Origin of the sequence: Halomonas jincaotanensis (genome assembly GCF_018448785.1) — a bacterium.
Lineage (GTDB): Bacteria > Pseudomonadota > Gammaproteobacteria > Pseudomonadales > Halomonadaceae > Halomonas > Halomonas jincaotanensis.
Map to the genome: position 1 here is coordinate 38,011 of NZ_JAHCLU010000011.1, position 12,336 is coordinate 50,346.

Here is a 12,336-nt window from a genome sequence, read left to right on the forward strand (position 1 = left end):
TTCTCCAAGGCTCCTGATTACGATATGGGCACCTGAATCGATAGCCAAACTGTAAGACGAAGTTTCTCGCGAGTTTTCGAGCTGGTCTATGCTCATGGTAACCGGAGAAGGCCATGAGAGCACTGCCCTGTTATGCCGCCAGTTAGGACGCAATTTTACAGTGAATCAGGAGGATTCCATGACCAGTAACCTTCGTATCAGCCCGATTTCACTCCCCGACAATCGTGCCCGACGCATCATCGAGCAGCTACTGGACGGCTCCGGCATCACCTTGAATGGCTCCGCAACTCAGGATATCCGCATCTTTCACCCAGACCTTTTCTCGCGAGTGCTGCGCCAAGGAACGCTGGGTCTCGGTGAGTCTTACATGGACGGCTGGTGGGAATGCGAACGTATCGACGATCTTGCCTGCCGGCTGATCCGCCATGGCCTGGGTGATCGGGCACACCCAGCCTCCAAGCGCCTGTTATATCGTCTGCAGTCCGGCCTTATCAACCTGCAGAGTCGGGCCAGGGCGTATATCGTCGGTAAGGCCCACTATGATCTCGGCAACGACCTCTTCGAGGAAATGCTCGACCCCACCATGTGCTATTCGTGCGGCTACTGGAAACAGGCTGAAAACTTGCATGAAGCCCAGCACCAGAAGCTGGAACTGGCCTGCCGCAAGCTACAATTGACCCCTGGGATGCGTGTGCTCGACATCGGGTGTGGGTGGGGCAGTTTCGCTGATCATGCGGCTCGCCATCATGGTGTCGAGGTCACCGGCATCACGATTTCCAAGGAACAGGCCAACCTCGCGCGCCAACGTTGCGCCGGGCTGCCGGTGGATATCCGACTACAGGATTACCGGGAGCTGAAAGGCAGTTTCGACCGCATCGTCTCCATCGGCATGTTCGAGCATGTAGGCCATCGCAACTACGACACCTACTTTCGCACCGTCAAGCAACGACTAGTGCCAGACGGCCTATTTCTGCTGCACACCATTGGCGCCAACATTTCCCGGATCAGGGCCGATCCGTGGATCCATCGCTACATCTTTCCCAATGGAGTATTGCCCTCTGCCATGCAAGTGGCAAAGGCCAGTGAAGGCCATCTGCTGATGGAAGACTGGCAGAACTTCGGCCCTGATTACGACCACACGCTAATGGCCTGGCTCGCCAACTTTGATGCCCATTGGCATAAGTTGACCAACCGTTACGACGAGCGCACCCGACGCATGTTCCGTTACTATCTGGCAATTTGTGCGGGCGCCTTTCGTGCCCGCCACCTGCAACTCTGGCAGGTGGTGTACTCCCGCCATCGCCAGGGACGCTATGACGCCCCACGCTGAAGACTGCTATGGGAGTCCAGGTTGCCGTGACATAAAGACGGGAGGCTGATCGCGGCAATCAGCAATTCCAGTGATATGCTTTACGCCCTGATTCCTGCAGAGCGGCACCCTCCCATGATCCAGCAGACGCTCGAACAGGTCTTCGGCTATGCCACGTTACGCCCGGGCCAGCGCCAAGTGATCGACACGGTGATCGCCGGAAGATCGGCGGCGGCAATCTTTCCGACAGGATCTGGAAAGTCGCTCTGTTATCAGCTGCCGGCGCTGCACCTGCCCCACCTGACGCTAGTAATATCGCCGCTGCTGGCCCTGATGCAGGACCAGTTGGCCTTCCTGGCCCAGCACGGCATCAGTGCCGCCAGCCTCGATTCCGGCCAGAGCCGCGAAGCAGCAGCGGCGGTGATGGAAGGCGCCAAGCGTGGCGATATCCGCATCCTGATGGTCTCGGTTGAGCGGCTCAAGAACGAGCGCTTCCGTGCCTTCATCCGCCAAGTACCGATCTCACTGATGGTAGTGGACGAGGCCCACTGCCTTTCCGAATGGGGGCACAACTTCCGACCGGACTACCTGAAGCTGCCGGCCTACCGCCACGAGTTTGGCGTCCCTCAAGTACTGCTGCTCACCGCCACAGCCACCCCGCGGGTGATCGACGACATGCGCTCGCGCTTCGACATCGCCCCGGGGGATGTGACCAGTACCGGCTTCTACCGTGAAAACCTCGATCTTCAGGTGACGCCGGTAGCCGCCGCCGAACGTCCCCGTCGCCTGGTCGACTGGCTGCGCCCCAGGCTCGAGGCCAGACCGCCCGAGCCGACCATCGTCTATGTCACCCTGCAGCAGACCGCCGAGCGCGTTGCCGCTTACCTGAGCAAGGCGGGCCTTCCCGCCGTGGCCTATCATGCTGGGCTCGACGGCGAGCGGCGCGAAGCGATCCAGCGGGACTTCATGGCCGGTCAGCTACCCTGTATTGTTGCCACCATCGCCTTTGGCATGGGCATCGACAAGGCCGATATCCGTAATCTGGTACATTTCGACCTGCCGAAATCCATCGAGAACTACAGCCAGGAGATAGGCCGTGCTGGTCGTGACGACCTTCCCTCCAGCTGCCTGATGCTGGCCGGGCGCGACCACCTCGGTGTGCTGGAGAACTTCATCTACGGCGACACCCCGGAGCATCACGGCATTCGCCGGGTGATCGACGATCTCCGCGCCGCCGGCAGCCAGTGGGAGCTGATGCTCAATACGCTGTCGCGGCACAGCAATATCCGCCCCCTGCCGCTGAAGACCTTGCTGGTTCAGCTCGAGCTCCGCGGCATCATCGCCCCACGCTACAGCTATTTCGCTGATTACCGTTTCAGACTGGACGACGATTCCAATGCCCTTGCCGAGCGTTTCCAAGGCGAGCGACGCGCCTTCGTTCAGGCGATTCTCGACGCCGCCCAGCGCGCCCGCACCTGGTACAGTCTGGATTTCGCCGCCCTGGAGGCACTGGGGGCGGAGCGCGGCCTCGATACGCGCAGGAGCCGGGTCATCGCCGCCCTCGACTACTTCGTCGCGAAAGGCTGGATGACACTCGAGAGCAAGCAGATGACTGACGTCTACGAGGTACGGGCGACCGACATTGACCCGTTGGCGCTGACCGACGAGATCTCGGCCTATTTTCGCGACAAGGAACGGACCGAGATCGAGCGTTTGCACGCCATGTTAGCCCTGTTCGAGTCAAGCACCTGCCTCAGCCGACGACTGGCCGACTGGTTTGGCGACAGTCAGGCTCCAACACGATGTGGGCACTGTTCAGCCTGCCGGGGCCAGGTAGCACAACTCCCGTCGGCCGAGCCGACAGCGCCGCTGTCTTCGAGCGACCTCAGGGCCCTGTGCCGCCCTTTCCTGAAGCGACTGGCCGAGGTCGACGAGGGCCATCCCGCCACTCCGGATCTGCTGACGCGCTTTTTATGCGGCATCACTACCCCGCTGTTCACCCCGATGAAAGCGCGCAAGTTCGATGGCTTCGCCGCCCTGGAGGACTGTTCCTATGCCGAGGTTCGACGTTGCCTTTCCGAACACCTGGCCGGCTGACCGAATCCCGGTCAGCCACGACGGCGACGCAACAGGACGAGGGTCAGCCAGTGCACCGGCAGGTATAGCACCAGCGGCCAGAGCATCATCAGCACGCCGACGTAAAGCAGCGGGTCCACCACCGACTGAGGCTGACCGAAGGGCCCATGGACCCAGTTGATGTTGCGTTCGGGCTCGGTGAAGAGATAGCTGCCGGGGATCAATATCCAGGTGAGTACGCTCTGCCAGAGGAGAGCCCGGCGATCATAACCGATCCGCCAGATCGCGAATCCCGCCACCAGCGGCAGGGCCAGGTGGTAGAGCGACATCGCCCGTGTCAGTGGGGGGTGCTCAGCATCGAACATGTATTCGGTGCCGCCGATGGGGTGCCAGCCTGTCAGCGAGGCCGTACCCACATCCACCGCCCAGAAGGTGCCCACCAGGGCCACCGCCAGCCACTGCATGGAAACCAGCCGACGGCTCTCGAGCCAGAGAGCCGCCAGGAGCAAGAAGTTGGCAAGATTGCACAGCCAGAAATAGTTCTGCGGGCCCAACAGCACCCAGTAGGACGGCGCCCAGACAATGACCCAAAGGCTCAGCACCAGCTTGAGCCACCGCGGCAGCCCTTTACGCGGCAGAGATTTTCCGGTCGTATTACTCAGCATTCCCCCTCCCTGTCGGCCCCAAGCGCCTGCACCTGACGGCGATGGCGGTTTGGGACCCTGCTGTGCTGCTTACCCATCTTCCCGCCGATCTACGACGTGCTTGACGATTCTATCAGCCTGCACGACCTTTCCCGGCAGGGCATCATGCACACGATGCACCGTGCGACCCATCGAGATGACAAGGAGTGACCATGAGCCAGCTTTCCAAGCAGCAGTGCGAGGCCTGCAGCGCTGATGCGCCCCGCGTGACCGAAGCCGAGATCGAGCAATACAAGGCCGGAATCCCCGAGTGGCAGATCATCGAGCGTGATGGCATCATGAAGCTTGAACGCACTTTTACTTTCAAGAATTTCGTGCAGGCGCTCGACTTCACTCAACGTGTCGGCGAGCTCGCCGAACAGGCCGACCACCATCCTGCAATTTTGACCGAATATGGCAAGGCGACCGTGACCTGGTGGTCGCACAAGATCAAGGGCCTGCACAAGAACGACTTCATTCTTGCGGCCAGAACCGATGAGGTAGCGACATAAATGTTCGAACACATTGAGCGGGTTCCCGGGGATGCCATCCTCGGTCTGATCGAGGCCTTCAAGAAGGATACCAATCCGCAGAAGGTTGATTTGGGCGTGGGCGTCTACAAGGACGACCAGGGCAAGACCCCGGTGATGCGCGCCGTGAAAGAGGCTGAGGCCCTGCTGCTCAAGAACGAGACGACAAAGACCTATATCGGCTCTCATGGCGCACCCAGCTACGGCGAGGTAATCCTGCCTATGGTGCTGGGCGAAGACTCCCCGGTACTCGACGCCAAACGTGCCAGTGCTACCCAGTCACCGGGTGGCACCGGCGCCCTGCGACTGGCAGGAGACTTCATCGCCAAGCACTTGCCCGGCAAGGCGTTATGGGTCAGCGACCCCACCTGGCCCAATCACTTGGGGCTCTTTCCGGCCGCCGGCCTGACTTTGAAGAAGTACCCCTACGTTGACGCCGACAACCGGCTGGACTTCGACGGCATGCTCGCCGCCATCAAGGAAATTCCCGAAGGGGATGTGGTACTGCTGCATGCCTGCTGCCACAACCCCACCGGCTTCGACCTTTCCCATGAGCAATGGCAAAAAGTCCTGGAAGTGGTTCGCGAACGCGGCCTACTGCCGTTGATCGACTTCGCCTATCAGGGTTTCGGTGAGGGGCTGATCGAGGACGCCTATGGGGTACGCCTGATGGCCGAGAGCCTCGATGAGGTCATCATCACGAGTTCCTGCTCGAAAAATTTCGGTATCTACTGTGAACGGACTGGCTGCCTGATCATGGTGGCGAAAGACCATGAGCAGATGGAAAACGTGCGCTCACAGATCGCGATCGTGGCAAGGGAAAACTACTCTAACCCCCCTGCCCATGGCAGTGCCATTGTCAGCGAGATCCTGCAGTCTGCTGAGCTTGCTGCCCTCTGGCGTGAGGAACTTACCGAGATGCGCGATCGCATCAATTCCTTGCGTCGCGATTTCGTCGATGCCTTGAAGCCCTTCGGTCTCGATCAGAAATTCGCCTGCGTGGCAGAACAGCGCGGCATGTTTTCCTATACCGGTCTGCAACCTGAACAGGTCGATCGCCTGCGCGACGAGTTTGGCATCTATATGGTGCGCTCTGGGCGCGCGAACGTGGCGGGCTTCTCCCATGAGAAGCTGCCTTATCTGGCCGAGGCGATCGCCGCGGTCAACTAAAGCCACCGCGCTTAACACGATCGAGATACGCCCGGGCCCGTACAGACCCGGGCGTTCTTGTTTGTGACTTTTCACCAGCCACTCAGTGAAGCAAGACACTGCCAAAAAGACATCCCAGCCTGGGCATAGCTTATTCTGCCTTTAACAGCGGCCTCAAGTTATCGATGAGATAGCGGTCGTCGAACTCCGCTTCGCCTACCAGCGCCTCGAGATTCGGTATTACCACGTCGTGGCGTTCACGATGCACCAGACCTTCACGGCTCAGAGTAGTGAAGGTGCGGCTGACATGTACCGAACTAAGCCCCAGCAGATCGGCGAGAAGCTCCTGCGACAACGGCAGACGCAGATTGCAACCGCTTTCGATTCCGGTTCCGGTTTGTCGCAGCCGCTGGTGCATTTCAAGCAGAAAGTGCGCCATTTTCTTTCTGGCACTGCGCCGCGCAATGTTCACCAGCCTTTCGGTCATCAGCACCTGCTGGCGACTGGCAATGGCAAACATCACGGCTGTCAGGGTAAGAGATTGTCGGAATAACGCCATGATCCTGTGATGAGGAAAACAACAGATAACGCCATCCTCGATCATTCGCACGCCGGCCAAACGCCTGGAAAACGCGAACTCCCTGAGACCGATAATATCCCCAGGCAGGAATACCTCGAGGATCTGTCGAGAGCCATTTTCGAGGTGTCGATAGGAGTAGGCCCAGCCAGTGCGAAGCGTATAGAAGTCCTCAGCAGCATCGTTTTCTTCCCAAAGGGACTCCCCCGCCTTAACCTCAGTAGGACTCTGCTCGAGCTCGTCGAGCAGGGCTTTTTCTTCCTTCGTCAGAACGCAGTAATGGCTGAAATGACGAATGATACAACTGTCTTGATCTTCCACGGTGGCCTTCCTCTGGTAAGCCATAGGCGACACATTCGACTGGGAACCCACTGCATACTGCCTAGAGGCTAACTTTAGCATTTCTTATTCAGTAAAAGAAAAATACAGTATTCCTCCCTACCATCGTGTTTACCGACTGCCCCGCTCACCGCTGCTTGACGACTTTCATGCTAGGAACACCAGGCACCTGAACACCTGCAGACGAAAAAAGCCCGGCCTTTCGGCCGGGCTTGAACACCGCTTTCCTTGGCAGTTCTCAACGAGCGTCTTGCTCGGGCATCCCTTGGTCAATGGGCGTCCCTGCCCGGCATTCCCTTTGGAGCCACTCCCTTGCTCGATATGATCAGTATCCCACCTTTCCAGCAGTTTTCTACTAACGCATGTTATGAAAATAAAAATAATTTAGGGTTATTGTAATCCATGTTAATCCGTACTCGCTAGGTAATCGACGCCAGACTTTCGAAATGAAAATAACACTACACTTCATTCTCAAATCAGTAAATTTTTAACAGTTGACACATAGTTTCTTTCATAACATTAGGCGTTTTTAACCCTTTTTATTCGTAGCGACATGGACGAAGAATTATCGCAAATTCAGTTCGTTGTCACGATGACTTCCAGCTACCTCAAACCACTATCCTGCCACTACTTATCCTGCCACTACTATCTTGCCACTACTATCTTGCCACTACTATCTTGTGACTACGGCAGGCTTGCGCCGTGGGCTTGCCAGGATAAGTCTCAATAGTTGCCAGGCCGCGAGACCCGCCAGCAAGTTGCCTATCGCCGCCCCGATTGCCAGACCCACCAAACCATCCGACAGCCATGCCCCTGCCCAGAGGCAGGGGAGATAAAAGACGAACAATCGCGCCCCGGACATCAGCATGGCGCGCAAGGGCCAACCCAGCGCGTTACCTGCCGAAACGATCAGCATGCAGATACCCAGTGCCGCATAACTCGGCAGAAGAAAGCGAATCAATGTCGCCAGGTCGTCTCGCACCTCGGGATTGCCCGACAGTGCCAATGCCACCCAAGGAGATAAGGCCGCCATGAGGATACCAAGTGAAAGCTGCCAGACCACCACCACCTTGAGTGCCAATTGCAACAGCCGGCTTATCTGATCCCAGTCGCCAGTACCATAGCAACGACCCAGCCAGGGAGGTAACGACATGGTCATGGCCAACACCACCATAAGCGACAACGTCTCTAACCGACTGGCAAGCCCCCAGGCCGCCACCTGCGTCTCGCCCAGGGTCGCCACCACCGAGATCGCCAGCATGGCCGCCAAGGGCGGCATCAGTTGGCTGATCATGGCCGGGCCGGCAATACCGAAAAAGGCACCGGCCGACTGGCGCATCTCACTAATCAGGCCCGTTCGCGATAGCCAGTCGGTGCCCATCAAACGCTTGGCCAGTACCACCAGCCCGGTAGAAAACGCCGCTACCGTTGCCCAGGCCGCTCCCGGCAGCCCCATGCCGCCCCAGGGGCCTACACCAAAGATCAACAAGGGATCCAATACCACATTGATCAAACTGGTGATTACCATCATCTTTCCTGGCAGCCAGGTATCGCCATGCGCACGGAAAAGGCTATAACCGAAATAGAGCACCGCTCCCGACCAGGCCGCCAGCAGCTGGGGTGCCCAGTAGGCGCGAATCAATTCCAGGCTCGTCGCATTGGCCCCCAGTAGGGTGAATATCCGCTCTTGAGCTAACCAAAGGCCTATCGCCAGTAGCGCAATGATTGCGCCGCCAGCCAACAACACCAGGCTGCCCAACCGGTGGGCCCTAGCGTGTTGATCGGCACCGAGGGCACGCGAGATCAGGGCGGCGATGGCGATCCCTAATCCCACCTGAATCCCGATGACCAGAAACGACAAGGGAAAGGTGAATGACTGCGCTGCCAACGGGGCGGTGCCCAACCGGGCAATAAAGGCACTATCGACCAGTTGAAAACCGAGCAGCGCCAGCACGCCAATCGCCATTGGCCATGTCTGGCGCCAAAGCGTCATCCCCAGCGAGTCATGGGCTCCGGCTCGAATCACGACGGCTCCGACGTCGATAAACAGAGGGGTATGGTAAGCGAAACCACGAGAAAACTCAGCTCGACAAGCCTGACTGTGCCGGCACGACACCCTCGATGAGACGCTCGATGCAATCTGCCGTCATCGGGCGGAAGAAATAGAACCCTTGCACCAGATCACAATGAATTTCACGGACCAAGTTGAGCTGCTCGATACTCTCCACGCCTTCCGCGACGACCTCGAGCCCCAGGCGGTGACCGATGAAGACGGATGCCTCCATTATCGCCCGATCCTTGGGCTGCAAGGGTGCATCCCGCACGAAACTTCGATCGATCTTGAGCGCCGTAACCGGGAAATACTTTAAGTAGCTGAGTGAGGAATAGCCGGTACCGAAGTCATCGATCGCAATGCGAACCCCTTGGTCGTGCAACGAGCGAAGGCCAGTGAGTATTCGACCATCGGCTTCGATCAGAACATTCTCGGTGAGCTCGATGCCAATATGTCGAGGCCCCAGCCGGTGACGATCGAGGCACGACTCGAAACGCTGAAACACATCGAGTCGGTTGATCTGCCGACCGGAGAAGTTGATGTCGATACGTTCGATTGGCAGACCGATATCCCGCCAGCGGGCTCGCTGCCGGCAGGCCTCCTCCATCACCCAGTCACCGATGCGGTGAATCAGGTCGGAGCGTTCGGCAACCGGAATGAATTCCGCGGGTGAGACCGCTGGCCCTATAGAAGGCTCCCAACGCAACAACGCTTCAAGATTTTCGATCCGACCACTGACCGCTGACACTTGCGGCTGGTAGTGCAGACAAAACTCGCCCTCATCAAGGGCACGTTCCAGGCGATCGACCAGGCGATGTTTATTCAGTAGTTCGTCATGCAATTGCTGGTTGAAAAACAATACACTACCGCGGCCAACGAGCTTGGCACGATTCTTGGCCAGATCGGCATTGTGCATCATCTCTCTTGCCGATTCGCCGTTAGCAGGAAACACGCTGATGCCCAGACATGCTGTCACCTTGCGCCTGTGGTTATCCAACGCGAAGGGCTCGCGCAGGATCTCCTGAATCTTTTTCACCAGACGGTTGATGGCCTTTTCATCGTGCTTGCCGGGAAAGGCCATCACGAACTCATCGCTGGAGACTCGCGAGAGCATGTCGGTGGCTCGCTGGCCGTTACGCAGTCGACGCGAAAGCTCCACCAGCAACTGATCTCCCTGCTCATACCCCAATGCATCGTTGATCTCGACGAAGTGATCGACATCCAGATAGATCAGTACCAGAGACCGCTCGTGCCAACGGCATTCCTCAAGGGTTTCATCGAGGCGCTCTTCGAAGGTCTGGCGATTGGGCAGACGTGTCAGGCTATCGAAACGAGTGGCGAAATCCAGTTCGCGGCGGGCCCGCTTCTGATCAGAGAGATCCACATCGACGCAGAACATCAGCGGCTCGTCGGTATGCTCGTTGAGCATCACATGATGAGAGAAAACGGGCACCAGCTCACCACTGCGATGAAGCAACTCAAGTTCATCAGCAGGTATTTCAAGCCCTTCCCGCATCCAGTCAAGATGGGCCTGAATCACGGGTTCGCGCATCGCTGGTGGAATGATCAGGTCTTCAAGCGGGCGTCCGAACGCCTCATCGGCTGAATAGCCATAGAGACGAGCACTCGCCTCGTTCCAGTAGATGACCCGCCGTTCGCGATCGTATCCCTGCACGGCCACCTTGGGCAGGCTTTCCAGCAAAGCTCGAAAACGCTGCTCGCTCTCAAGATACTGGCGTCGAACGAGCTCCACCTCCCCCCGCGTCGATCTCTCGAAAGGGTAAAGGTGCTTTATGCTCCCACGCCGCGGTAGCTTTCTCAGCCACCTCCGCAGACGAGTGTCACCACCAAGCACTGGGTGCCTCGTCGTTCAGGAAGAGTGCAGTCATCTAATAGCATTAGCCTCTTTATTCATGACGTCGTACATCCTACACGCCTGAGTCACGGATCTCCTAGCCGGAACCTCTAGCGTCTGCATTGCTTTCTCCCTTCTTTTATCCCGTTCTGCGTCAGCCTTTGGTATGAGATTTAAACCATCATTTTTTTGACATCCCGTTTCATTTCTTTTCATTTCATGAGTGTTGACCGAGCCAAGGCTCGTCAACCCACGGGCAATATCGCCCAAAACACAGGAGAAAGTGAACATGAAACTCGACAATCTCAAGCATGGCTTCGATGTTTCCACCATGCCGATGGACCCGCTGGCGGATTATTGGTCGCCCGGCGTGGTCAAGGCTCTTAATACCGAGCACTGGAGCCTGACCGACGTTCGTAGCCGGATCGACTTGGAGGCCTGGCAGGGCTTCATTGGCGACCTTCCCCGCGACCCCTACGTCAACCAGCGATGGAAGCGGATGTCCTGGTTGACACTCAATGGCCAAGGAGACGTGGAGGAAATGGGGAACTGCCCGATGGCTCAGGGCGGCGCCTTCAACGACGCCGAGAGCATGGCGGATCGCCTGCGTTACTACGATCCGCTGACGTCGGAATTCCTCTCACGCCCTGACGTCAAGGCCTTCGTTCGCGCCTGGGCAAGGCTCTGGTCGATCGTACCTCAAGAACCCATCCTGATGCAGATTACCGGCGTGCGTGGCGAGGGCCAGGTCGACCCCTTGCAGGGCCAAGGCATCCATGCCGATGGTTGTAAGGCGCTAAGCATCATGGTGGTGAACCGCAAAAATGTCTCGGGGGCAAAGAATCACCTGTATGCCGACAAGGCCGGAAGTCAGCCGCTGACCACCACCACCATGGCGCCGGGTGACATCCTTCACTTGCGTGATGACAAGGTGTTTCACAGCGTGGAGGGAATCGAACAGCAAGAGCCGAATACGCCTTTCGAGCGCTTCATCATCATTATCAATAGTCGCTTCGTGGATGAGTTCCAGAATCGCATCCTGCGTCGCCATTTCCCCGACGCGGTACTCAACGAGACCCGCTGACGATCGAACCGGGGAAAGGAACTCCCCGGCATGTCCTACTTAACGACAACACCCCCCGGGCCGGAGCCCGGGGGGTGTTCGTATTGCTCGGTCCGATGTTACTGGCGAACACCCTCGAAGGTCACGTAGAGCTCGAGTTCGTGCATCATTTCGGGAAAGTCGCTCATGTCGATACCAAAATCGGCAAGCGTCAACATGGTCGAGCCCTCGAAACCGGCACGATAGCCACCCCAGGGATCTTCCCCCTCGCCTACTAGCGTCACCGGCATCTCGATCTCGACGGTCTCGCCGTGCAGCGTCAGATCGCCGGTCATTACACCTTCATCTTCGCCGCTGGACTCGAAACCCGTAGAGGCGAAGGTGGCCGTCGGGTACTCGCCGGCATCCAGGAAATCATCACTCAGGATGTGTTTGTCGCGTTCGGCTTGGTTGCTGTTCAGACTCGCCACATCAACGTCGACATTGACCGATGAAGCACTCGGATCCTCGGCGTCATAGCTGAACTCGCCACTGAAGTCCTCGAAACTACCCAGGATATAGGAATAGCCCAAGTGGCTGATCTTGAACTGCACGAAAGCATGTTGCCCTTCGGTGTCGATGGTGTAATCAGCGGCCTGGGCCTGAGTCAGGGGGATGGAGGCAACCGCCAGGGTTGCAGCCATTACGGTTTTCTTGAACATC

Annotated in this window: 10 protein-coding genes; 5 read left to right on the forward strand and 5 right to left on the reverse strand. The window is 58.0% G+C overall.

The genetic code is table 11. The features are described from left to right. The first annotated feature begins 178 nt into the window (after positions 1-178). Together cfa and KG088_RS11245 are read left to right on the forward strand one after the other, a co-directional pair. Entirely contained in the window at positions 179-1,330 is a 1,152-nt protein-coding gene (gene cfa, locus KG088_RS11240) for a cyclopropane fatty acyl phospholipid synthase (protein WP_213825621.1), read from the forward strand. A gap of 114 nt (positions 1,331-1,444) precedes the next feature. After that, positions 1,445-3,406, forward strand: coding sequence for a RecQ family ATP-dependent DNA helicase (locus KG088_RS11245; protein ID WP_213825622.1), 1,962 nt, complete (start codon positions 1,445-1,447; stop codon positions 3,404-3,406). Between the two features lie 11 nt (positions 3,407-3,417). Here KG088_RS11245 and KG088_RS11250 read toward each other — a convergent pair whose 3' ends face one another. Next, complete coding sequence (locus KG088_RS11250; RefSeq protein ID WP_213825623.1) at positions 3,418-4,050, reverse strand: hypothetical protein; 633 nt, start codon at positions 4,048-4,050, stop codon at positions 3,418-3,420. 191 nt (positions 4,051-4,241) lie between these two features. Here KG088_RS11250 and KG088_RS11255 point away from each other — a divergent pair, with 191 nt between their 5' ends. After that, positions 4,242-4,580: a 4a-hydroxytetrahydrobiopterin dehydratase gene (locus KG088_RS11255; protein WP_213825624.1), complete on the forward strand. Its 339-nt coding sequence runs from the start codon at positions 4,242-4,244 to the stop codon at positions 4,578-4,580. Beyond that, positions 4,581-5,768 carry an amino acid aminotransferase gene (locus KG088_RS11260; RefSeq protein ID WP_213825625.1) on the forward strand — a complete coding sequence of 396 codons (1,188 nt, stop codon included), beginning with the start codon at positions 4,581-4,583 and terminating at the stop codon, positions 5,766-5,768. A 130-nt stretch (positions 5,769-5,898) separates the two neighbouring features. Here KG088_RS11260 and KG088_RS11265 read toward each other — a convergent pair whose 3' ends face one another. From KG088_RS11265 to KG088_RS11275, 3 genes are all read right to left on the reverse strand, one after another. Beyond that, the gene (locus tag KG088_RS11265) at positions 5,899-6,645 is read right to left on the reverse strand and encodes a Crp/Fnr family transcriptional regulator (RefSeq protein WP_213825626.1); all 747 of its coding nucleotides are present in this window, start codon (positions 6,643-6,645) and stop codon (positions 5,899-5,901) included. Positions 6,646-7,336: 691 nt separating this feature from the next. Beyond that, a complete protein-coding gene (locus KG088_RS11270; protein WP_213825673.1) occupies positions 7,337-8,656 on the reverse strand; it encodes an MATE family efflux transporter in 1,320 nt (439 codons plus the stop codon). An 88-nt stretch (positions 8,657-8,744) separates the two neighbouring features. Then, positions 8,745-10,469 carry a putative bifunctional diguanylate cyclase/phosphodiesterase gene (locus KG088_RS11275; protein ID WP_319941425.1) on the reverse strand — a complete coding sequence of 575 codons (1,725 nt, stop codon included), beginning with the start codon at positions 10,467-10,469 and terminating at the stop codon, positions 8,745-8,747. A 391-nt stretch (positions 10,470-10,860) separates the two neighbouring features. On the opposite strand from KG088_RS11275, the gene KG088_RS11280 reads away from it, so the two are divergent. Next, on the forward strand, positions 10,861-11,655 hold the full coding sequence (locus KG088_RS11280) for a 2OG-Fe dioxygenase family protein (RefSeq protein ID WP_213825628.1): 795 nt from the start codon (positions 10,861-10,863) through the stop codon (positions 11,653-11,655). A 98-nt stretch (positions 11,656-11,753) separates the two neighbouring features. Here the strand turns inward: KG088_RS11280 and KG088_RS11285 are convergent, their stop codons facing one another. Then, positions 11,754-12,335 (reverse strand): YceI family protein, encoded by a 582-nt coding sequence (locus KG088_RS11285; protein WP_213825674.1) that lies wholly within the window; start codon positions 12,333-12,335, stop codon positions 11,754-11,756. Between the last annotated feature and the right edge of the window lies 1 nt (position 12,336).

Bases quoted from the DNA above. Each gene is read 5' to 3' on its own strand.
- cfa (WP_213825621.1), top strand. From the start codon at position 179: ATGACCAGTAACCTTCGTATCAGCCCGATTTCACTCCCCGACAATCGT.
- KG088_RS11245 (WP_213825622.1), top strand. From the start codon at position 1,445: ATGATCCAGCAGACGCTCGAACAGGTCTTCGGCTATGCCACGTTACGC.
- KG088_RS11250 (WP_213825623.1), bottom strand. From the start codon at position 4,050: ATGCTGAGTAATACGACCGGAAAATCTCTGCCGCGTAAAGGGCTGCCG.
- KG088_RS11255 (WP_213825624.1), top strand. From the start codon at position 4,242: ATGAGCCAGCTTTCCAAGCAGCAGTGCGAGGCCTGCAGCGCTGATGCG.
- KG088_RS11260 (WP_213825625.1), top strand. From the start codon at position 4,581: ATGTTCGAACACATTGAGCGGGTTCCCGGGGATGCCATCCTCGGTCTG.
- KG088_RS11270 (WP_213825673.1), bottom strand. From the start codon at position 8,656: ATGACGCTTTGGCGCCAGACATGGCCAATGGCGATTGGCGTGCTGGCG.
- KG088_RS11280 (WP_213825628.1), top strand. From the start codon at position 10,861: ATGAAACTCGACAATCTCAAGCATGGCTTCGATGTTTCCACCATGCCG.
- KG088_RS11285 (WP_213825674.1), bottom strand. From the start codon at position 12,335: ATGTTCAAGAAAACCGTAATGGCTGCAACCCTGGCGGTTGCCTCCATC.